Source organism: Kingella denitrificans ATCC 33394 (assembly GCF_000190695.1).
GTDB classification, from domain to species: Bacteria; Pseudomonadota; Gammaproteobacteria; order Burkholderiales; family Neisseriaceae; genus Kingella_A; species Kingella_A denitrificans.
Map to the genome: position 1 here is coordinate 2,112,184 of NZ_GL870929.1, position 21,934 is coordinate 2,134,117.

Consider the following 21,934-nt stretch of genomic DNA (forward strand, 5'->3'; position numbering starts at 1 on the left):
TCTCTATTTGTACGCCTTGCGGCTCGCCGCCTTGTCTCATTTTTATTTTAATCCACTATATAGTGCAGAATCAGGGCAGTGTTTTGCCGTCGAACGGGGTGCTGCGCCGCCAGAAGGCCCAGCGTTGCGGTTTGCGGGTGATGAGCCATTGCCCTTGTTCGCACACGAGCCGCCAGTGGTGCAGGCTGCCTTGGCAGAGGGCTTGCCAGATGGGGGCGAAAAAGCGTTCTTCGTAGGCGTGGATGTGCTGTTGGTAGAGCAGGACGTCGCCGGTTTGGGTGCATTGCACCAGGCCGTCCAGAAACAAATGCGTGTCTTCGGGCGCAATGCCGTGTGCGGCACATTCGTGTTGCCATGCCGGCCAGTTGTACGGTTCGGCGGCGGTGTGCAGGCTGCTTTGCTGTTGCCACGGGCTGTCGGTGCCGATGAGGGCGCACGGTTCGAAATGTTGTCCTGCCGCCGCGCGCCACAGCCAAAAGGCGTTGAACGGGGCATTTTCCTTGCCGTGTAGCCACATTTGCAGTTCGGTGGACAGTTGCAGCCAGTCGGGCGATGCAGCCTGCATCAGCGGATTGAGCCGCCCGCAGGCTTGCCAGATGCTGATGTCGGGCCAGTCCAGCGGCCGCTCGGCAGTGATTTGCCACACATCGGGGCGCAGTATTTGCCAGCGGTATTCGCCGGCGTATTCTTGGTTGAGGCGGTCGGCGTATTGCTGTGCCGTTTCGGGCGGAAGGTCGGTGCAGGCTGCTTTCAAATCGAGCATTTGCACGCTGTTCATGCCCATCTGCTGCACCACGGGGCTGGCGTATGCGCTGCATTCGTCCAATGCCAGGCGGTCGCACAGGAATTGTTGGTACAGTTGCGCGGTCGTGAGGTCGTGCGCTTGGAAGCGGGCGAAGCGGCGCAGTTGGTTCAACGCGGGGGTGTTGAGCGGCGGCAGCGGCATTTCGTCGCCGGTCATCAGGGCGGGGATAATGAGGGTGAACATGGCGGCAGGGCAAAAAAGGGGGTATTGTAGCGCGTTTTTGGGCAATGCCTGAAAAATGGCGCGGCAAAAATTTGCTATAATCGCCTGTTTTCTGGCAAGCCGCTGCGGCGTATTGTATTTAGGATTTGACGTGAAAAAGAGTTATTGGATTGCAGGCTGCTTTTTGGGCGTGCTGGCGTGCGCGGGGATTTACCGTGCCGTTCAAACGCCGAGCGCGCCCACGGCCGCCCGCCCTTTCGAGCAGAAGCTGCCCGCGCCCAAATTGCAGGCGCGCGCCGATGCAGGCAGCTATTGGCATGATGCCGAAGTGCAGTCGGGCGACACACTGCAACTGATTCTGGCGCGGCTGGGCATGGATGCCAAAAGCGTGCAGGCGTTTGAGCAGCAAAGCCCCATCGACCTGAAAGCCCTGCAACTGCGCGCGGGGCAAATCGTCAGCGTGCGGGTGAACGAGAAACAAGAAGTGAGCGACGTGCAGTTTTTCAACGACGACGACGGCGAACGCAACCTGATTGCGCTGGAATACCGCAACGGTAAATGGCAGCTGCACACGGGCGCGGTGGACACGGAAACCCTGCCGTCGCTGCGTTCCGTGGTCATCACGTCGTCCGCATCGGGCGCATTGGCCAAGGCCGGCGTGCCGATTGAAATCCGCACCGCGCTGAAAGAAATGTTCGCCGACAAATTCGACTGGAACAGCCTTCAAGCAGGCGACAGCATCCGCGTGTTATACGAAAGCCTGTATTTCCGCGGCCAAGAAGTCGCCACGGGCAACGTGCTGGCCGCCGAAGTGAGTACGCAGGGCACAACGTATTATGCGTATTACTACGAACACGGCGACGCAGGCGGCAACTTCTATGACGAAACCGGCAACGCGCTGCAAAAAGGCTTTGCCGGCCAACCCATCGAACATTACACCCGCATTTCCTCGCCCTATGGCATCCGCATCCATCCGGTTTTGAAAACCGTGCGCATGCACACCGGTATCGACTATGCCGCGCCGCAAGGCACCAAAGTCCTGGCGCCGAGCGACGGCGTGGTGCGCTTCCGCGGCTGGAAAGGCGGCTACGGCAACGCAGTGATTCTGGCGCATGGCAACGGGCTGGAAACATTGTACGGCCATTTGAGCGCGTTTATCAGCGGCGTGGAAGAAGGCACATCGGTGCAGGCGGGCGACGTGATTGGTTTGGTGGGCAGTACGGGCCGCTCCACCGGGCCGCACCTGCATTACGAAGTGCGCATTGACGGCCAGCACGTCAATCCCGCCACCATCGCACTGCCCACGCCCGTGCTTTCGGCGCAGGATTTGGCCACGCTGCAAGGCAGGCAGCGGCAGATTCAGCAGCTGATGCAGTCGGTGCGTGGATTGCCCGTGCCCGTGTCGCAGAAAAATTGACGCAATTAAATAGGCAAAAGAAGCAGCCTGCACTTTGGAGATATGTTTCCGAAAGTGCAGGCTGATTTTTAACGTTTTCTTTCAATAAGATATAGTCGATTAAAATAAAAATGAGACAAGGCGGCGAGCCGCAAGGCGTACAAATAGTACGTCAAGGCGAGCCAACGCCGTATCATTGCAATTTTAATCGACTATAAATTTCCGAGTCCGAACGGTCTGCATGACGTTGTGCCGCCATACCCACGCTTAAAGTTGCCGCCCGTGGCAAAGGCAGCCTGCACTTCGCAGTCATATTCAAGTGCAGGCCGCCCTCTGACGGCAACAGCAAACTTACCCCCTCTCCCGTGGGAGAGGGCAAACCTGCCGCCATGCAGAAATTAAAATTCGCGCCATCCGAAAAAGCTCTCACCCTAACCCTCTCCCACGGGAGAGGGGACAGATTTGCTGCAAATTTGAAAAAGCAGCCTGCATATTGGATTTGGACATTGCCCGCAAAATGCAGGCTGCCCTTTGGCGGCAACGGAAAACCCACTTCCTCTCCCGCGGGATAGGAGACAAGTTCGCTGCACACCCAAAAAAGCAGCCTGCACCCCGTTGGGGAAAGTGCAGGCTGCTTTTTGAATGGCGGATGGCGTGTCGGGATGGTCTGCATGGCGTTGCGTTGCCGCCATATCCACATTGCACGCCACCCGCCGCCCGTGGCGCAGGCAATCGCAGAAACCGCTAAGCCGATGTTTTGCCCCGCGTTTCATCCGTGCCACAAAACGCAAAAGCAGCCTGCATCTATCTGCAAGCCGAAACCCAAAATCCAAAACCCAAAATCCAAAACAAAGTGCAGGCTGCTTTCAAACCGTCGTTCAAAAGCAGCCTGCACATGATTTCATTTGCCCGATGCGTTTACAGCACCGTATTCGCCGGTTCGTAACGAATCACTTCGCGTATGCGGTTGGTTTCGTCCACCAGCACCACTTTGGGCTCGTGCGCCGAAATTTCCGGCTCGCTCAAAAGCACATACGACATAATAATCACCACGTCGCCCGGCTGCACCAAACGCGCCGCCGCACCGTTCAGGCAAATCACGCCGCTGCCGCGCTTTCCCGCAATCGTGTAGGTTTCCAAACGCGCGCCGTTGTTGTTATTGACGATTTGCACTTTTTCGTTCACCAAAATGCCGGCGGCATCCAGCAAATCTTCATCAACCGTGATGCTGCCCACATAGTTCAAATCCGCTTGGGTTACGGTGGCGCGGTGGATTTTGCCACCCAGTAAAGTCCGAAACATAATCTTGAAAACGCAATCAAAAGAAAAGGGTGGCATGATACGCCGCGCATTTTTCCTTGTCCAGTTCGCCAAGCCGAAAAGCAGCCTGCCACAATCGCCTAAATTGTGCCATAATGCCGCCAGTAGCCGCGCTTGCCGTATTCAAGGGTGCAGGCTGCTTTCAAAAGAAAAATGTTAAACCGCAATAAGGCAATAAGGAGTCCGTCATGAGTCAATCCACCATCATCTATACCCATACCGACGAAGCGCCCGCGCTGGCCACCCAATCGCTGCTGCCCATCGTCCGCGCCTTCGGCAAACACGCCGGCATCGAATTTCAAACGGCCGATATTTCATTGGCCGGCCGCATTTTGGCCGCGTTTCCCGAATATTTGCAGGAAAACCAGCGCATTGCCGACGCATTGGCACAACTGGGCGAACTGGTAACGAAGCCCGAAGCCAACGTCATCAAGCTGCCCAACATCAGCGCGTCCATGCCGCAACTGAACGCCGCCATTGCCGAATTGCAGGCCAAAGGCTTTGCCGTCCCCGCTTATCCCGCTAATCCGCAAAATGACGAAGAACGCGAAATTCAAGCGCGTTACGACCGCATCAAAGGCAGCGCGGTAAACCCCGTGCTGCGCGAAGGCAACTCCGACCGCCGCGCTCCGAAAGCCGTGAAAAATTTTGCCAAAAAATATCCGCACAGCATGGGTGCGTGGACGGCGGACAGCAAATCGCACGTCGCCACTATGCAAAGCGGCGATTTTTTCCATAACGAACAATCCGTTACCGTGCCCGAAGCGACCACCGTCAGAATCGTCCACACCGACAAAGCCGGCAAAACCACCGAATTGCGCAAACCGCTGCCGTTGAAAGCAGGCGAAATCATCGATGCCACCGTGTTGAGCAAAAAAGCCTTGGTGCAATTCCTGCAAGAGCAGGTGAAAGATGCGAAAGAACAAGGCGTGTTGTTCTCGCTGCACATGAAGGCGACCATGATGAAAGTGTCCGACCCGATTATTTTCGGGCACGCCGTGAAAGTGTTTTTCGCCCCCGTGTTCGAGCAATACGGCGAACAACTGGCAGCCGCCGGCGTGAACGTGAACAACGGCTTCGGCAACCTGTTGGCCAATTTGGATAAATTGGATGCCGCCACCCGCGCGGGCGTGGAAAAAGCGATTGCCGAAACGTATGCGCAAAATCCCGATTTGGCAATGGTGGATTCCGACAAAGGCATTACCAACCTGCATGTGCCCAGCGATGTGATTGTGGATGCGTCCATGCCCGCCATGATTCGCAATTCCGGCCGGATGTGGGACAAAAACGGCCAGGCGCGCGATACCAAAGCCGTGATTCCCGACAGCAGCTATGCGGGCATTTACCGCGCCACCATCAATTTCTGCAAAGAACACGGCGCGTTCGACCCCACCACCATGGGCACCGTGCCGAATGTGGGCCTGATGGCGCAAAAAGCGGAAGAATACGGCTCGCACGACAAAACGTTTGAAATCGCGGCCGACGGCAAAGTGGAAGTGATTGACGACAAAGGCCGTGTGCTCACATCGCACACAGTGGAAGCCGGCGACATCTGGCGCGCCTGCCAAGCCAAAGACGCACCGATAAAAGACTGGGTGCAACTGGCGGTGAACCGCGCCCGATTGAGCGGCATGCCCGCCATCTTCTGGCTGGACGAAAAACGCCCGCACGACCGCGAACTGATTAAAAAAGTGAAACAGTATTTGGCAGAAGCGGATACGCAGGGCTTGGATATTCAGATTCTGCCGCCCGAAGAAGCCTGCCTGGCCAGCCTGAAACGCATGAAGGAAGGCAAAGACACGATTTCCGTAACCGGCAATGTGTTGCGCGACTACAATACCGATTTGTTCCCGATTTTGGAATTGGGCACGTCCGCCAAAATGCTGTCCATCGTACCGCTAATGAACGGCGGCGGCCTGTTTGAAACCGGCGCGGGCGGTTCTGCGCCCAAACACGTCCAGCAGTTCAACGAAGAAAACCACCTGCGCTGGGACAGCTTGGGCGAATTCCTTGCGCTGGCCGTGTCGCTGGAACATTTGGCGCAGAAAACGGGTAATGCCAAAGCGCAGGTGCTGGCAGACGCGCTGGATGCCGCCACCGAGCAACTGCTGCTGAACGACAAATCGCCCAAACGCAAAGCAGGCGAGTTGGACAACCGCGGCAGCCATTTCTATATCGCGCTGTATTGGGCGCAGGCTTTGGCGGCGCAGGACAAAGACGCGGAATTGAAAGCCGTGTTCGCGCCCGTTGCCGAGAAACTGGCGGCGCAGGAAGCCGTGATTTTGGCGGAACTTTCCGCCGGAGCGGGTAAACCTGCGGACATCGGCGGTTACTACGCGCCCGATGCCGACAAAACCGCCCAGGCCATGCGTCCGAGCGCGGCATTGAACGCGGTGATTGACGCGCTGTAATGGCATTTAATGCTTAAAAAGCAGCCTGCACCTTGTTTTTAAAGTGCAGGCTGCTTTGGAAATATGATGAACTATCTGAAATAAAAGGATAATTATATGAAACGGAAAATTTGTTCCTGTGTTGCCGCCTTGGCTTTGTTGGCCGCCGCACCTGCTTGGGCAGAGCCTGCCAGCGCCGAATCGGTACAGAAAATGATGCGCGTGATGAAAGTGGAGAGCCAGTATGACAGTGCGCTCGGCAGCATGTTGCAGATGATGCGCGACCAAATGGTCAATTCTATTCCCAAACATGCCAATATCTCCACGGAACAGCGCGTTCAAATCGAAGCCGTGATTCGGAATGCGTGGCAGAAATATCAGGAACGGCTGACGAGCGATCCCGAATTGCGCGCCAGCGTGTTTGCACGGTTCCAACAACTGGCACAGAAGCACTACACGCAGCAAGAGGTGGATGCGCTGATTGGGTTTTACGATTCGCCCTTGGGACAGAGCATTTTGGACAAACAAGGCGTAATGCTTGGAGAATTTATGCAGTCTGTGCCAGCTATCGTAGATGTGAAATTGCAGTCCATGGCGCGGGAAACTGCGCGCGAAATGGAGGCTGAAATCCGCCGTATTGTGAACCAAGGGCGCGGCCGACGCGGCAAATAATCCGCCGAATCAACGGCAAAAAGCAGCCTGCACCCTGTTTGGGAATGTGCAGGCTGCTTTTTGAATAAAGATTGCCGTGTTTCGGCGGTGTTCATGGCGTTGCGCCGCCATACCCGCGCTTTGGGTTGCCGCCCGTGGCAAAGGCAGCCTGCACTTTGGGATGGATTTTTGAACGTGCAGGCTGCTTGCTGGCGACGACTGCCAACCAAACCCCGTGGGAAAGGGTAAACACTTCGCCATTCGGAAATTAAAATTTGTGCCGCCCGAAGAATCCCCCTAACTAATTCCCTCTTTTGGGCAAACCCGAAAAAGCAGCCTGCACTTTTTGGATATGTTTCCGAAAGTGCAGGCTGCTTTTTATAGTGGATTAAAATTGCAATGATACGGCGTTGGCTCGCCTTGACGTACTATTTGTACGCCTTGTTTCATTTTGATTTTAATCCACTATATATTGGGCGGCAGGTGGTTATTTCAGCCATTGCTGCGCCAGGCGCACCACGTCGTCCAAACCGAAGCCGTCGGCATCGGAGGCTTGGCCGTTGGGTGTCATGGTATCGATGATTTGCGGCAGGTATTGCGCCAGCAAGCCGCTGGCCTGCTGCGTGTCGATGCCGATGGCCTGCGCCGCTTGGCCGAGGTGGCCGCCCAGTGCGTTTTCAATCGCGCCCGCGCTGACCGATTCGTTGCTGTTGCTGCCAATCCAGCTTTGCAGCACGTCGCCCAAGCCGCCTTGTTGTAATTGGTGCAGCAAACCGCCGATATTGCCGCCGTTTTGCTGCACCAGGTGCATAACCAATTTCATTGCCTGGTTTTGCTGGCCGTCGCCGCCACCCAGAGATGACATTGCTGTGTCCAAAAGTGAGTCAAGAATGCCCATGTGTGTGTTTCCTTATCGTTAGGGTTGAAAAAACAAAAATGCAGGCTGCTTTTGAAGCCGCCTGCCGAGAAAAAAACAGTGCGGGTTATTCGTTGGCGGCGGCGGTCAAACGGTTGCGCAGCCAGCGCAGCATTTCTGCCAGTTCGCCTGCCAAAAGGCCGATGGGGCCGACTTGCGACTGTTCCAGCAGTTCCGCGGCCGCCCCGTGCAGCCACACGGCGGCAGGCACGGCTTCGGCGGCTTTAATGCCTTGTGCCAGCAGGCTGGTAATCATGCCGGCCAATACGTCGCCGCTGCCTGCGGTAGCCAGACCGGTGTTGCCGGTGGTGTTGGTGTGCAGGAAGCCGCGCGCGGATGAAATCACGGTGTTGTGGCCTTTGAGCACCACCCAGCAGTGGTAGCGGTTGGCCAATTCACGCGCCGCCCAGTCGCGGTGGCTTTGCACTTGTTGCACGGTGGTGTTCAGCAGGTAGGCGGCTTCGCCGGGGTGCGGGGTTAAAACCATGTCGTTGCGCGTGTTTTTCAGGAACAACTGCGGATAATCGACCAAAATATGCAGCGCGTCGGCATCCAATACCAAGCAGGGCTGCCCACTTTGCCAGACGGTGTGCACCAGTTTGGCGGCTTTTTCGTCTTTGCCCAAGCCGCAGCCTGCCAGCCAAACGTCAATATCGGTGCGATGAACGGCGCGCTCGGCCGTGTCGAGCATCAGTTCGGGATAGGGGTGGTGCACGGCGATGGGCAGTTTGTCTTGCGGAAACGCCACCACGACTTTGCCGCATCCGGTGTATAACGCTGCGGTGCCGGCGAGTAATGCGGAACCCATCATGCCTTCCGCGCCGCCCAAAACGCCGATGCTGCCGAACGTGCCTTTGTGGCTGTCGGCCGGTCTGGGTTTCAGCAGGCTGGGGAAGTGTTGTTTGGCATAATGGCGGTATGCGGTCAGGTTGATTCTGGAAAGTATCGGATTCATCATCATTTTTACCCTGTTGTTGATGAACTAAGTTTGCAGATTCTAGCATAATTTAACCTGCGGGGCGAAGGTGTCCGACTTGCCATCTTTGCCCAATCCCTGCATCATTCGCTTTTTTTCATGGTTTCTGGTTTATGGCACATTCCACTCCTTTTTGGCGGCGGCTTTTCCGTTTGGGCGCGCTGGTTTTTTGGCTGTTTCGGGCGGTGTGGCGCATTCGGCAGCTGCCTGCGGGCAACCGCGAGGCGCGGCAGCAGGCGGTGCGGCAGTTGAGTATGCACTGTTTGGATATCCTGAATGTGCGGCTGCACGGTTTAAAGCAGCCTGCACCTTTGCAGGGCACGCTGATTGTTTCCAACCATGTGTCCTGGCTGGATATTTTGGTAATTAACAGTTTGTATCCGTCGGGCTTTATTGCCATGAAGGAGCTGAAAAACTGGTGGGTCATCGGTAAAATGGTGACGAATGCCGGCACGATTTTCATCGACCGCAGCAACCGCAAAGACATCGACCCGATTAACCAGGCGATTGCCGAATCATTGCGGCAGGGCGACAACGTGTGTTTCTTCCCCGAAGCCAAAACCAGTTCGGGCACGGGCATCCTGCCGCTGAAAGCCGCGCTGTTCCAATCGGCGATTATGGCGGGCGCGCCGGTGCAGGCGCTGGCGTTGCGTTATTATGTGGCGCAGCGGCGCAGCGAGAGCGTGTCGTTTGCGGATGTGGGCTTGTTCCGCTCGGTGTGGCAGATTGTGTCGCAGCCGCAAATCGATGTGCAGGTGGATGCGGCGCCGGCCATTGCCCCGGCAACGTATGACGACCGCTTTGTGATGAAGGACGAGGTGGAGCATTATCTGCGCCAAGTGGTGGAGCAGGATGTGCCGCCCGCCCTTGGTTATCAGGCATAAACGTGGCAAAAAGCAGCCTGCACTTCGTTGGTTCGAGTGCAGGCTGCTTTTGTATGGGCGATGCGGTATCGGCACGGTTGCACGGATATAGTGGATTAAAATTGCAATGATACGGCGTTGGCTCGCCTTGACGTACTATTTGTACGCCTTGCGGCTCGCCGCCTTGTCTCATTTTTATTTTAATCCACTATAATATCCCGCATTGAAAAGCAGCCTGCACATTCGGATTTGTTGTCCCATGTGCAGGCTGCTTTTTTTGCAGGTTTAACCGTTCCGTATTATTCGGATTTCGGCGTTTCCAATTCGTGGCTGTGCGCAATGTCCGCCGCTGCGGTGAACAGCACGTCGGTCGATGAGTTCAACGCCGTTTCGCAGGAATCCTGAATCACGCCGATGATATAGCCCACTGCCACCACCTGCATGGCGATGTCGTTCGGGATGTTGAACAGGTTGCACGCCAAAGGAATCAGCAGCAGCGAACCGCCCGCCACGCCCGAAGCGCCGCACGCGCTAATGGTGGCCACCAGGCTCAGCAGCAGCGCCGTGAAAAAGTCCACTTGAATGTGCTGCGTGTGCGCGGCGGCCAATGCCAGCACGGTAATCGTAATCGCCGCGCCCGCCATGTTCACCGTCGCGCCTAAAGGAATGGACACGGAATAGGTTTCTTCGTGCAGGTTCAGGCGTTTGGCCAAAGCCATGTTCACAGGGATGTTGGCGGCGGAAGAGCGTGTGAAAAAGGCGGGGATGCCGCTTTCACGCAGGCACAGGAGCACCAGCGGATAAGGGTTTTTGCCGGTTTTCCAATACACAATCAGCGGGTTCATCACAAAAGCCACCAAGGCCATGCAGCCCACCAGCACCAGCAGCAGCTGACCGTATTCTGTAATCATCTGGCCGAAGCCGGTAGTGGCCGCAGTAACCGATACCAAACCGAAAATACCGATGGGCGCCAGGCGGATAATCCAAGTCACGATGGCGGACACGGCGTGCGACAAATCGTCAAAAAGCTGGTGGGTGGCGGGCGACGCACGGCGCAGGGCGATGCCCAGCAGGATTGCCCACATCAGGATGCCGATGTAGTTCGCGTTAATCAGCGAGGCGAACGGGTTGGCCACCAAATTCATCAGCAGCGTTTTCAGCACTTCGGCAATGCCTTGCGGCGGCTGCACTTCAATGTCGGGATTCACCACCAGCGTGAGCGTGCTGGGGAAGGCCAGGCTGGCAATCACGGCCACCAGCGCGGCGCCGAACGTGCCCAGCAGGTATAAAAACAGAATCGGGCGCATATTGGTTTTGGTTTGGCCGTTTTGCTTGGTGATGGCGGCGGTCACCAAAATGAACACCAAAAACGGTGCGATGCCTTTGAGCGCGCCCACAAACAGGCTGCCAAAAATACCGGTAATCCCGATGACGCTGTTCATGAAGCCCGATTGGGCGGAGTGGGCAATCTGCCCGATGATGCTGCCCAAAATCAATCCGGCGACAATTTGCCAAATCAGGCGGTTGTTGCCTTTCGGCGCGGCGTTGTCTGCTGACATGGTGTGCCTCCTGCACAAAGGTGATTTGTAAAAAACTGCCGGCTATTGTAAACAAAACTACGGGAAATGAACAATAGCCCCGTGTTATTTTGTTTCGTTGCAGGGGTGCAGGCTGCTTTTGCGCTGTGGAAAAGCAGCCTGCACTTGGCGGCGGCGTGGCGTTTTCAGGCATTTTTCATTAAAATGCGGCAGATTGGCCGGAAGATGCGCAACGGCATTTTCCGCCTTCATTTTGAATTTTCACACGATATTTTTATGATAAAAAAATTATTCTTCGGCGGCTTCAGCTCGGAAGACACGCGCAGCTTTATCCGCCTGACGGCCTATATCCGCCCGTATAAATGGCGCATTGCGGCGGCAGTGGTGGCCATTATCGGCGTGGCGGCGACGGAAAGCTATCTGGCGGCATTTATCGCGCCGTTGGTGAATCAGGGCTTCAGCATGCCGCAGGCCGCGCCGCAGTTTACCGATTCGGGGCATTGGTTCGATTGGCTGCTTTATTGGAAAAACCGCCTGAATTACTGGATTTGGGGCTCGGAATACAAAATCTGGGCCGTGCCGCTGTTTTTGGTGTTTTTGATTATTGTGCGCGGCATCGGGCGTTTTGCCGGCAGTTATTTGATGGCGTGGGTCGGCTTGGAGGCCATCAGCCGCCTGCGGCAGGATATGTTCCGCAAAATGCTGCTGCTGCCTTCGTATGTGCAGCAGGAAGAATCGTCCGGCATGATTGCCAACCGGATTGTGAACCAAACCAGCAACGCCATCAGCGGTGCGAGCACCATTTTTGTCACGTTGGTGCGCGATTCGTTGATTGTGGCCGGGCTTATCGGCGTGTTGCTGTATTTGAACTGGCAGCTGAGCCTGGTGGTGTTGTTCGTGTTCCCCTGCCTGACGCTGCTGACGCGCTATTACCGCAAACGCCTGAAAAACGTGCAGGTCAGCGCGCAGAAGAGCACGGGGCAGATGATTAATACGCTCAACGAGCTGCATTCCGGACACCGCATGGTGAAAATGTACGGCGGTTACGACAATGCGCGGCAGCGGTTTGACGAAGTGAACCGCATCATGTTGCAGGCGAACAAAAAAATCACGCAGGCAAATACCGCGCGTTCGCCCATCAGCGAGCTGATTGCATCGATTGCGCTGGCGATTGTGATTTTTATCGCACTGTGGCAAAGCCGTTCGGGCACGACCACCATCGGCGAATTTATGGCGTTTATCGTGGCCATGCTGCAAATGGTCACGCCGCTGAAAAACCTGTCGAACATCAGCATTCCGTTGCAGGCGATTTTGCTGGCATCGGACGATGTGTGCGCCTTTTTGGACATGCCCGACGAGGCGGACAACGGCCACCATCCCATGGAACGCGCCACCGGCGGCATCACGTTCGACCATGTCGGCCTGCGCTATCCGAACAGCAAAACCAATGCGCTGGACGGATTCACGCTGGATATTCGGGCGGGCGAAAAAGTGGCGCTGGTGGGGCGTTCGGGCAGCGGCAAAACCACGGCCGTGAACCTGCTGCCGCGCTTTCTGGAAGCGGATGCAGGCTGCATTTTGCTGGACGGCATCGACATCCACGATATTCCGCTGGCACAGTTGCGCCGCCAGTTCGCGCTGGTGTCGCAAGACGTGTTTTTGTTTGACGACACGCTGTACAACAATGTGGTGTACGGTCGGCCGGGCGCGGCGGATGACGAAGTGGAAAGCGCATTGAAAGCCGCCAACCTGTGGGACATGGTGCAGAACCATCCGCAGGGCTGGCACATGCCGCTGGGCAGCAACGGCAACCAGCTTTCGGGCGGACAGCGCCAGCGCGTTTCCATTGCCCGCGCCATTTTGAAAGACGCGCCGGTTTTGCTGCTGGACGAAGCCACCAGCGCGTTGGACAACGAATCCGAACGCCTGGTACAGGAAGCGTTGGAGCGGCTGATGCACAACCGCACCAGCATCATCATCGCCCACCGCCTGACCACCATCGAAAACGCCGACCGTATCGTGGTGATGGACGGCGGCAAAATCGTGGAGCAGGGCATGCACCAGAGCCTGCTGCGGCAGCAAGGCTTCTACGCTGCGTTGAGCCGCCTGCCGAGCGCAGACAGATGACGATAAATTGTGTAAAATAAGCGCACAAAATTTGTGCAGGCTGCTTTTGAATCGCCAAGCATCGTCCAAAAGCAGCCTGCACACCCTATATCATTGAAAGCTATCAAAATGTCTCAAACCTTACTCATCGAACTGTTTACCGAAGAACTCCCGCCGAAAGCCTTGAACCAGTTGGGCAACCACTTGGCGCAATCCATTGCCGAAGGGCTAGAAAAAGCGCAACTGATTGACGGCGCCACCGAATACACCGCTTATGCTTCGCCGCGCCGTTTGGCCGTGCAGGTGGCGCGCGTCAAATCCGAGCAGGCCGACCAACACATCGTGAAAAAAGGCCCTGCCGTAACAGCCAACGAAAAAGCCATTGAAGGCTTTGCGCGTTCCTGCGGCGTGGAAAAAAGCAGCCTGCACATCGTCCACGACGGCAAACAGGATGTGTATGCCCACGAATTCACGCAAAAAGGCCAAAAACTGGCCGCCTTGTTGGGCGATATTGTGAACGCCGCCGTGAAGAAACTGCCCATTCCCAAAGTGATGCGCTGGGGCAGCAGCACGCACACCTTCGTGCGCCCCGTTCACGGGTTGGTGGCCATGCACGGTGCAGAAGTGCTGCCCATCAACGTGTTGGGTTTGGACAGCCGAAATTGCACACTGGGGCACCGTTTCCTGTCGCACGGAGAAATCACATTCGCCAAAGCCGACGATTATGCCGCGCAACTGGCGGAAGAAGGCAAAGTCATCGCCTCGTTTGCCGAGCGCAAAAACGCCATCCGCACCGCGCTGGACGAGCAGGCCGCGCGCTTGAATGCCACCGTTGCTGCTGATGAAGCGCTGCTGGACGAAGTGACCGCGCTGGTGGAATATCCCGTGGTGTTGCAGGCTGCTTTTGAAGAACATTTCCTGGCCGTGCCGCAGGAATGCCTGATTCTGACCATGCAGCAAAACCAAAAATACTTCCCGCTGCTCAACCAAAACGGCAAGCTGATGAACCGCTTCCTGTTGGTGTCCAACCTGCAAACGAAAGACCCGTCGCACATCATCCAAGGCAACGAACGCGTTTTGCGCGCGCGCCTGTCGGATGCTGAATTTTTCTATAAACAAGACCAAAAAGCCACGCTGGAAAGCCGTCTGCCCAAGCTGGCGAATGTCGTTTACCACAACAAAATCGGTTCGCAGGCAGAACGCGTGGAGCGCCTGCAAACCATCGCCGCCTACATTGCAGGCTGCCTGAACGCCGACAAAGCCGTTGCCGAACGTGCCGCGCGCTTGGCGAAAGCCGACCTGGTCACCGAAATGGTGGGCGAATTCCCCGAACTGCAAGGCACAATGGGCAAATATTACGCGCAACTGGACGGCGAAACACCCGAAATTGCCGCAGCGGTTGAGCAGCATTACCGTCCGCGCTTTGCCGGCGACGCATTGCCCGAAAGCACCATCGGCACCGCCGTGGCACTGGCCGACAAACTGGAAACGCTGGTCGGCATTTGGGGCATCGGCCTGATTCCGACGGGCGACAAAGACCCGTACGCGCTGCGCCGTTCCGCCTTGGGCGTGCTGCGTATGCTGATGAATCACGATTTGTCCATCCGCGAGTTGCTGACATTCGTGTTCGACAGCTTCCCTAAAGGCCTGCTGGCGGAAAAAACCGTTGCCGAAGTGGCAGATTTCATGCAGGCGCGCCTGGCCGTTCTGCTGCAAAACGATTATCCGCAAGACGTGGTGGCCGCCGTATTGGCGCAGCGCCCCGACCGCGTCAATAATCTGACGGCCAAACTTCAGGCAGTCGTGCAATTCAAACAACTGCCCGAATCCGCCGCGCTGGCCGCCGCGAACAAACGCGTACAAAATCTGCTGAAAAAATCCGAAGGCGCATTAGGCAATGTGGATGCGGCGCTGCAGCAGCAGGATGAGGAAAAAGCCTTGTTTGCCGCCGTGCAGGATTTGCAGCCGAAAGTGCAGGCTGCTTTGGACGCGCAAGATTTTGCCGCCGCCCTGTCCGCGCTGGCCGCCGTGAAGCCGCAGGTCGATGCCTTCTTTGACGGCGTGATGGTGATGGCCGCCGATGCCGCCGTTAAACAAAACCGCCTGAATCTGCTGAATGTATTGAGCAACCTGCTGAATGCTGTGGCGGATATTGCGCTGCTGGCCGAATAACGCAACGCGAAAAGCAGCCTGCACTGTCCATTCTGTTTGGGGTGATTTATGGAAAATTATGTTGTTAGTATCCGCACTGCGGCGCAAAGAAGGCAGCATGTGGCGGCGGAATTTAACAAACATCAAATTGCATTTCATTTTTTTGATGCCGTAACGCCTGAAACATTGGCAGAATCCATAGCGGAACATTGCCCTAATCTTGCCGACGCTTTTCTGACGGGCGGTGAAAAAGGCTGCTTCATGAGCCATGTCTGCTTATGGGCCAAATGCGTTGCCGATGATTTGCCTTATATCGGAATTTTTGAAGATGACGTTATATTTGGGCAGAACAGCAGCCGGTTTTTGAATGATACGAAATGGTTGGATGAACGGTTTCAGAACCAAAGCTTTATTATCCGGATGGAGACGTTTTTAAAAGCCAACCCTGTTGCGTTGAGTAAATCCGGTGTTCGCCCTTTTAACGGCAGAAAGATTCTTCGGTTGCAAAGTTTCGGTTTTGGCACGGCCGCCTATCTTATTTCGCAGCAAACCGCCATCACGTTATTGAATTGGATTCGAGAAGTTGCGCCCGAAAAATTAGAACCGATTGATAATATGCTGTTTAATGCTGCTTCGGAAATACCTGAAATTCAAATGTATCAAATCAGCCCCGCGCTTTGTATTCAGGAATTACAGTTGAACCGCGCCGATAGTTCGTTGTCCAGCACATTGGAGGATGGAAGGTTGGCGCGTCATCAGCAACTGGACGGCGGAAAAACCCAGCCTGAACAAACCCAAGAAAATCGTAATATATTTGCATGGGCGAAGAATAAAATCGTTAAAGAATACAAGCGCGTGAAGCGGAGATGGACGGATGATAAAAAAATCGTTCCGTTTAAATAGCACTGGTTTAAATACAGAAATCGATATTTATGGCTAAACACTATATTCATTTTGCCAACGGGTTGGGATTGGGCAACCAACTGTATCTTCTCGCCTATACCGACTACCTCAAATCGTTGGGTGCGGATGCCTCGCTGTTTTTGATGGGCAACGGCCAAGTCGGCGATACGAAGGATAAGGCAAAGAGAAATCTGGTTTTGGAGATTCCACAGCGGCTGGGCATGGCGGTGGTCGATAAAAAGCAAATATCGCGTTCTTTCCGCTATATTTTTTGCAAGGCTTTTTACGGTAAGGAAAAGCTGAATTGGCGCGAGCCGAAAGACCAATGGGCGGTATTTTTTGAAGGCGTGCATGGGAAATACCCCATCAATTTTTATTACGGCTATTTCCAGTCGCACCATTATATTGCCGAGCCGTTCAAGCAGCGGCTGAAAACGGTGCTTCGCGCGCTGAAACCTGTCGATGTTGCCGTGGGCGAAAACGATGTGGCGCTGCATATCCGGCGCGGCGATTTTCTGAACCCTGAAAATGCGGGGCTTATCCGCACCGTGGGGCTGGATTATTACCTGAACGGGCTGGACTACATCCGGCAAAGGCAGACCATTGGCACGGTGTATATTTTTTCGGATGATTTTGCGGCGATTGAAAAGGAAATCGCTGCCATTTCGGCGGATTATCCCGTGCGGCTGATGCAGGGGCAATCGGTTTTGGAAGATATGAATTGGCTGACGTATTTCAAACATTATGTGGTCGGCAATTCCACTTTTGCATGGTGGGGCTGCCTGCTGTCGGATCATCAGGACGGCTTGGTGGTGGTGCCGCAGCGGCCGTGGGTGCAGGAGCAGCCTGCAGCCAGCCAGTATTTGCCGCATTGGGTGCAGCTGCCGAACGAATAATACAAAATTTAGGATCAATCCATGTCTTCTCCTATTGTGCCCGTGATTTTGAGCGGCGGTTCGGGCAGCCGTTTGTGGCCGCTGTCGCGCACGGCATATCCGAAACAGTTTTTGTCGCTGGGCGGCGATTGCAGCCTGTTTCAGCAGTCGGTTGCCCGTATTACTTCTTTGGTGCAGGCTGCTTTGCCGGTTTCGCCGCCGATTGTGGTGACCAATGAAGAACACCGTTTTTTGGTGGCCGACCAATTAAAAGCTTTTTCTTGGCAAACCCAAATCGTGCTGGAGCCGGCCGCACGTAACACGGCGCCCGCGCTGACATTGGCGGCATTGGCGGCGGCAGAGCAGGGCGACGACCCGATATTGGTGGTGACCCCGTCCGACCATTTGGTGGCGGATAACAAGGCGTTTGTGCAGGCCGTCTGCCGGGCCGTGGGCAAGGCGGAAGACGGCAGCATCGTGATTTTGGGCGTAACGCCGGACAAACCCGAAACGGCTTATGGCTATATTCAGGCGCAAGCGCAGGAAGAAGACGGTATTTATACGGTGGCGCAGTTTGTGGAAAAACCCGATGCGGCCACCGCAGAATATTATTTGGGTGCAGGCTGCTTTTATTGGAATGCCGGCCTGTTCATCCTCAAAGCATCGACATGGTTGAAAGCCATCGAGCAGTTCCGCGAAGACATCTTCAAAGCAGCCTGCACCACATGGCGGCAGCGCAGCACAGACCAATTGGACAACATCCGCTTTATCCGCCCCGATGCCGAATCGTTTGCGCAAATCCCGTCCGAATCCATCGACTATGCCGTGATGGAACCCTGCGCCCAGTCCGACATTCCCATCAGCATGGTGGCGTTGGATGCCGGGTGGAGCGATTTGGGTTCGTGGGACGCGGTGTGGCAATCGCTGCCGAAAAACGAAAACGGCAATGCCATCATCGGCGACGGCATGGCCGTTCAGGCGCAGAACAATCTGATTTATGCCGACCGCAAACTGGTCAGCGTGGTCGGCGTGGACAACCTGATTGTGGTGGAAACCGCCGATGCCGTGCTGATTACCGACCACGCCCATTCGCAAAACGTCAAACAGCTGGTGGGCGAATTGGAGCGGCAAATCCGCCCCGAAGTCAAAATTCACCGCAAAGTGTATCGCCCGTGGGGCTGGTACGACAGCGTGGACGAAGACGAGCGTTTCAAAGTCAAACGTATCGGCGTGAATGTGGGCGCCAGTTTGAGCCTGCAAAAACACTATCACCGCGCCGAGCATTGGATTGTCGTGAAAGGCACGGCGGAAGTAACCCGCGGCGACGAAGTGATTTTATTGACCGAAAACCAAAGCGTTTACATTCCGCTGGGCGAAAAACACCGTCTGCACAATGTGGGCAGGATTCCGCTGGAACTGATTGAAGTGCAGACGGGCAGCTATTTGGAAGAAGATGACATTGTCCGTTACCAAGACAACTTCGGGCGGTGCTAAAAGCAGCCTGCACTTTAATTTTATTTTATAAAACAGTGTCTTAATTTTCAGCAATTTCATTGACAGGATAACGTATGACCCAACCCAACACGCGCAAAGTCGCCCTTATCACCGGCGTTACAGGCCAAGACGGTTCGTATTTGGCAGAATTTCTGCTGGAAAAAGGCTATGAAGTCCACGGCATCAAGCGCCGCTCTTCGCAATTCAACACCCAGCGCGTCGACCATATCTACCAAGACCCGCACATCGACAACGTACGCTTCAAACTGCATTACGGCGATTTGACCGACACCTCCAACCTCACGCGCCTGCTGGCGGAAATCCGTCCCGACGAAGTATATAACCTGGGCGCGCAATCCCACGTTGCCGTGAGCTTTGAAGCCCCCGAATACACCGCAGATGTCGATGCCATCGGCACCTTGCGCCTGTTGGAAGCCATCCGCTTTTTGGGCTTGGAAAACAAAACCCGTTTTTACCAAGCCTCCACGTCTGAGCTTTATGGATTGGTGCAGGAAATCCCGCAAAAAGAAACCACGCCGTTTTATCCGCGCTCGCCCTATGCCGTGGCAAAACTCTATGCCTACTGGATTACCGTCAATTACCGCGAAGCCTACGGCATTTACGCCTGCAACGGCATTTTGTTCAACCACGAAAGCCCGCGCCGCGGCGAAACGTTCGTGACCCGCAAGATTACACGCGGCCTGGCCAATATCGCGCAAGGTTTGGAAGACTGCCTGTATTTGGGCAATATGGACGCATTGCGCGACTGGGGGCACGCCAAAGATTATGTGCGGATGCAATGGCTGATGCTGCAACAGGAACAACCCGAAGATTTCGTTATCGCCACCGGCGTACAATTCAGCGTGCGCCAATTCGTGCAATGGTCGGCCGAGCATTTGGGCATTACCCTGCGCTTTGAAGGTTCGGGCGTGGACGAAGTGGGTATCGTGGAAAGCATTTCCGGCGATTCCGCACCGGCATTGAAGGTGGGCGACGTGATTGTCCGCGTGGACAAACGTTATTTCCGCCCTTCCGAAGTGGAAACCTTGTTGGGCGACCCAAGCAAAGCCAAACAAAAATTGGGCTGGACACCTGAAATTACCGTGCAGGAAATGTGTGCCGAAATGGTGGCCGAAGATTTGCAGGCTGCAAAACGCACGGCGTTGCTGAAAGCTAACGGGTATGATACCCACGTATCAGCGGAGTAAATCAATGATAAAGTCATTGCTGATTACTGGATCTACGGGTATGGTGGGCAGAAATATCATTGAATATTTTGAAAAAAATTCAAAATATCAGTTATTTGCACCACGGCACTCCGAATTGGATTTGCTGGATTATTCGTCAGTATCGTCGTATATCGCTCAGATGAAGCCCGATATGATTATTCATTGCGCAGGTGTGGTGGGCGGTATTCAGGCCAATATCGCTAATCCGGTCAAATTTTTGGTCGATAATGCGCAAATGGGACAGAACATTGTTTTGGCTGCACAAGCGAATCATGTCCTGCAATTGTTGAATTTGGGCAGTTCGTGTATGTATCCGCGCAATGCGCCTAATCCTTTAACAGAAGAAATGATATTGACCGGCCAATTGGAGCCAACCAATGAAGGTTACGCATTGGCAAAAATTATGACGGCAAAATTGTGTAGCTATATTTCACAAACCAGCCCGTTAAAATACAAAACACTTATCCCCTGTAATCTGTACGGCAAATACGATAAATTTGACCCTGAAAAATCGCATATGATTCCGTCGGCGATTAGAAAAGTGGCTGCTGCTTGCCGGCAAAATGCCGAGTCCGTGGAAATTTGGGGCGATGGTACGGCGCGGCGCGAGTTTATGTATGCAGAAGATTTGGCGGATGCAATCGCTTTTGTGATTGAGCATTTTGATGAAATTCCCGATTTGCTGAATGTCGGTTTAGGGCATGATTATACGATTAACGAATATTATCATGCGGTTGCCGAAGTAGTTGGATTTAAGGGGGAATTTGAACACGACACAACTAAGCCGGTCGGTATGAAGCAGAAATTAGTGTGTACGCAAAAACTATCTCATCTGGGTTGGCAGCCTAAACATAATTTAATTTCCGGATTAACAAAGACATATCAATATTATATGGAGCATTATTCATGACCGCATATTCATTGGCCAGCAGTACATGGGATGAAAAAGAATATCAGGCGATACAGTCGGTTATTGATTCGGATATGTATTCAATGGGCAAATGTGTTGCCCAATACGAACAAGATTTTGCCCGATTTTTCGGAGCGAAGCACTGTGTTATGACCAGTTCGGGTTCAACAGCCAACCTAATCATGATTGCTGCTCTTTTTTTTCGAAAACATAATCCGTTAAAACGCGGAGATGAAATTATTGTGCCGGCAGTCTCATGGTCCACAACCTATTTCCCGTTGCAGCAATATGGATTGAAAGTCAAATTTGTCGATATTGATTTAAATACGTTAAATATGGACTTGGATCAGCTAGCTCATGCCATTACCGATAAAACCAAAGCAATTTTGACTGTTAATTTATTGGGCAATCCGAATGATTTTAATCAGATTGAAGAATTGATTGATGGTAGAGATATTGTTTTATTGGAAGATAATTGCGAATCCATGGGGGCTGTTTTCGACGGCAGGCAGGCAGGAACTTTTGGTTTAATGGGGACATTCAGTTCGTTTTATTCGCATCATATTGCCACAATGGAAGGCGGTTGCGTTATTACGGATGATGAAGAGCTCTATCATATATTGTTATGTTTAAGGGCGCATGGGTGGACAAGGAATCTTCCTAAATTCAATCATATAACGGGTGAGAAATCCGATAATTTTTTTGATGAGTCGTTTAAATTCGTTTTACCTGGATATAACGTCCGGCCACTGGAAATGAGTGGTGCGATAGGTATCGAACAATTGAAGAAATTACCTGCATTTGTTGAGCAGAGACGAAATAATGCATTGTATTTTCAAGAAAAATTTAATAAAAACCCTTGTTTTATTCTCCAGCAGGAGATGGGGAAGAGTAGTTGGTTTGGGTTTTCATTGATTATTAAGCCTGATTCTGGGATTGAACGTTCTGATGTTGTTCAGAAATTAACAGAGAATAAAATCGAGTGCCGACCGATTGTTACAGGTAATTTTTTGAAAAATGACAGAGTGCTGCAATTCTTTGATTATGAAGTTTTCGGCACGATGGAAAATGCAGATTATTTAGATAAGAACGGTTTATTTGTCGGCAATCATCAAATAGATTTAACTAAGGAAATTGATTTGCTTTACGAAGTATTGTTCAAACGGTAAATATTTTCAAAAGAAAGTTGGTATTATGGGGCTTCGGTCAATATGGAGAAACTGGAAAAAATCCCGCCAATTGAAACGGC

Annotated in this window: 20 protein-coding genes; 13 read left to right on the plus strand and 7 right to left on the minus strand. The window is 53.9% G+C overall.

What is annotated here, in order from left to right:
• Positions 1-70: 70 nt before the first annotated feature.
• Entirely contained in the window at positions 71-988 is a 918-nt protein-coding gene (locus HMPREF9098_RS10525; RefSeq protein WP_003784665.1) for a hypothetical protein, read from the minus strand.
• A gap of 130 nt (positions 989-1,118) precedes the next feature.
• On the opposite strand from HMPREF9098_RS10525, the gene HMPREF9098_RS10530 reads away from it, so the two are divergent.
• Complete coding sequence (locus HMPREF9098_RS10530) at positions 1,119-2,384, plus strand: M23 family metallopeptidase (protein WP_040564976.1); 1,266 nt, start codon at positions 1,119-1,121, stop codon at positions 2,382-2,384.
• Positions 2,385-2,556: 172 nt separating this feature from the next.
• Here HMPREF9098_RS10530 and HMPREF9098_RS10535 read toward each other — a convergent pair whose 3' ends face one another.
• Complete coding sequence (locus HMPREF9098_RS10535) at positions 2,557-3,036, minus strand: hypothetical protein (protein WP_040564477.1); 480 nt, start codon at positions 3,034-3,036, stop codon at positions 2,557-2,559.
• Positions 3,037-3,120: 84 nt separating this feature from the next.
• Here HMPREF9098_RS10535 and HMPREF9098_RS10540 point away from each other — a divergent pair, with 84 nt between their 5' ends.
• On the plus strand, positions 3,121-3,309 hold the full coding sequence (locus HMPREF9098_RS10540) for a hypothetical protein (RefSeq protein ID WP_040564479.1): 189 nt from the start codon (positions 3,121-3,123) through the stop codon (positions 3,307-3,309).
• Here the strand turns inward: HMPREF9098_RS10540 and panD are convergent.
• On the minus strand, positions 3,282-3,665 hold the full coding sequence (gene panD, locus HMPREF9098_RS10545) for an aspartate 1-decarboxylase (RefSeq protein WP_040564978.1): 384 nt from the start codon (positions 3,663-3,665) through the stop codon (positions 3,282-3,284). The genes HMPREF9098_RS10540 and panD overlap by 28 nt on opposite strands.
• A 206-nt stretch (positions 3,666-3,871) precedes the next feature.
• On the opposite strand from panD, the gene HMPREF9098_RS10550 reads away from it, so the two are divergent.
• Positions 3,872-6,094: an NADP-dependent isocitrate dehydrogenase gene (locus HMPREF9098_RS10550; RefSeq protein ID WP_003784675.1), complete on the plus strand. Its 2,223-nt coding sequence runs from the start codon at positions 3,872-3,874 to the stop codon at positions 6,092-6,094.
• Positions 6,095-6,190: 96 nt separating this feature from the next.
• On the plus strand, positions 6,191-6,745 hold the full coding sequence (locus tag HMPREF9098_RS10555) for a DUF2059 domain-containing protein (protein ID WP_003784676.1): 555 nt from the start codon (positions 6,191-6,193) through the stop codon (positions 6,743-6,745).
• A 91-nt stretch (positions 6,746-6,836) separates the two neighbouring features.
• On the opposite strand, the gene HMPREF9098_RS11880 is transcribed toward HMPREF9098_RS10555, so the two are convergent.
• From HMPREF9098_RS11880 to HMPREF9098_RS10565, 3 genes are all read right to left on the minus strand, one after another.
• On the minus strand, positions 6,837-6,977 hold the full coding sequence (locus HMPREF9098_RS11880) for a hypothetical protein (protein ID WP_155803293.1): 141 nt from the start codon (positions 6,975-6,977) through the stop codon (positions 6,837-6,839).
• Between the two features lie 234 nt (positions 6,978-7,211).
• A complete protein-coding gene (locus HMPREF9098_RS10560; RefSeq protein ID WP_003784677.1) occupies positions 7,212-7,622 on the minus strand; it encodes a YidB family protein in 411 nt (136 codons plus the stop codon).
• Positions 7,623-7,707: 85 nt separating this feature from the next.
• Entirely contained in the window at positions 7,708-8,598 is an 891-nt protein-coding gene (locus HMPREF9098_RS10565; RefSeq protein ID WP_050781275.1) for an NAD(P)H-hydrate dehydratase, read from the minus strand.
• A 131-nt stretch (positions 8,599-8,729) separates the two neighbouring features.
• Between HMPREF9098_RS10565 and HMPREF9098_RS10570 the strand changes: the two genes are divergently transcribed.
• Entirely contained in the window at positions 8,730-9,500 is a 771-nt protein-coding gene (locus tag HMPREF9098_RS10570; protein ID WP_003784679.1) for a 1-acylglycerol-3-phosphate O-acyltransferase, read from the plus strand.
• A gap of 278 nt (positions 9,501-9,778) precedes the next feature.
• Here the strand turns inward: HMPREF9098_RS10570 and sstT are convergent, their stop codons facing one another.
• Complete coding sequence (gene sstT / locus HMPREF9098_RS10575) at positions 9,779-11,038, minus strand: serine/threonine transporter SstT (protein WP_003784680.1); 1,260 nt, start codon at positions 11,036-11,038, stop codon at positions 9,779-9,781.
• A gap of 255 nt (positions 11,039-11,293) precedes the next feature.
• Between sstT and msbA the strand changes: the two genes are divergently transcribed.
• The 8 genes from msbA to HMPREF9098_RS10615 all read left to right on the plus strand — a co-directional run bounded on the left by msbA (position 11,294) and on the right by HMPREF9098_RS10615 (position 21,854).
• The gene (msbA, locus tag HMPREF9098_RS10580) at positions 11,294-13,144 is read left to right on the plus strand and encodes a lipid A export permease/ATP-binding protein MsbA (protein ID WP_040564980.1); all 1,851 of its coding nucleotides are present in this window, start codon (positions 11,294-11,296) and stop codon (positions 13,142-13,144) included.
• 108 nt (positions 13,145-13,252) lie between these two features.
• Positions 13,253-15,295: a glycine--tRNA ligase subunit beta gene (gene glyS, locus HMPREF9098_RS10585; protein WP_040564482.1), complete on the plus strand. Its 2,043-nt coding sequence runs from the start codon at positions 13,253-13,255 to the stop codon at positions 15,293-15,295.
• A 48-nt stretch (positions 15,296-15,343) separates the two neighbouring features.
• A complete protein-coding gene (locus HMPREF9098_RS10590; RefSeq protein WP_003784683.1) occupies positions 15,344-16,177 on the plus strand; it encodes a glycosyltransferase family 25 protein in 834 nt (277 codons plus the stop codon).
• 29 nt (positions 16,178-16,206) lie between these two features.
• The gene (locus HMPREF9098_RS10595; RefSeq protein WP_003784684.1) at positions 16,207-17,073 is read left to right on the plus strand and encodes an alpha-1,2-fucosyltransferase; all 867 of its coding nucleotides are present in this window, start codon (positions 16,207-16,209) and stop codon (positions 17,071-17,073) included.
• A gap of 21 nt (positions 17,074-17,094) precedes the next feature.
• A complete protein-coding gene (locus HMPREF9098_RS10600; protein ID WP_003784685.1) occupies positions 17,095-18,546 on the plus strand; it encodes a mannose-1-phosphate guanylyltransferase/mannose-6-phosphate isomerase in 1,452 nt (483 codons plus the stop codon).
• A 74-nt stretch (positions 18,547-18,620) separates the two neighbouring features.
• Positions 18,621-19,754: a GDP-mannose 4,6-dehydratase gene (gene gmd / locus HMPREF9098_RS10605; protein ID WP_003784686.1), complete on the plus strand. Its 1,134-nt coding sequence runs from the start codon at positions 18,621-18,623 to the stop codon at positions 19,752-19,754.
• Between the two features lie 4 nt (positions 19,755-19,758).
• A complete protein-coding gene (locus HMPREF9098_RS10610) occupies positions 19,759-20,685 on the plus strand; it encodes a GDP-L-fucose synthase family protein (RefSeq protein ID WP_003784687.1) in 927 nt (308 codons plus the stop codon).
• Positions 20,682-21,854 carry a DegT/DnrJ/EryC1/StrS family aminotransferase gene (locus tag HMPREF9098_RS10615; protein ID WP_003784688.1) on the plus strand — a complete coding sequence of 391 codons (1,173 nt, stop codon included), beginning with the start codon at positions 20,682-20,684 and terminating at the stop codon, positions 21,852-21,854. The genes HMPREF9098_RS10610 and HMPREF9098_RS10615 overlap by 4 nt, the downstream gene beginning before the upstream one ends.
• Positions 21,855-21,934: the final 80 nt, after the last annotated feature.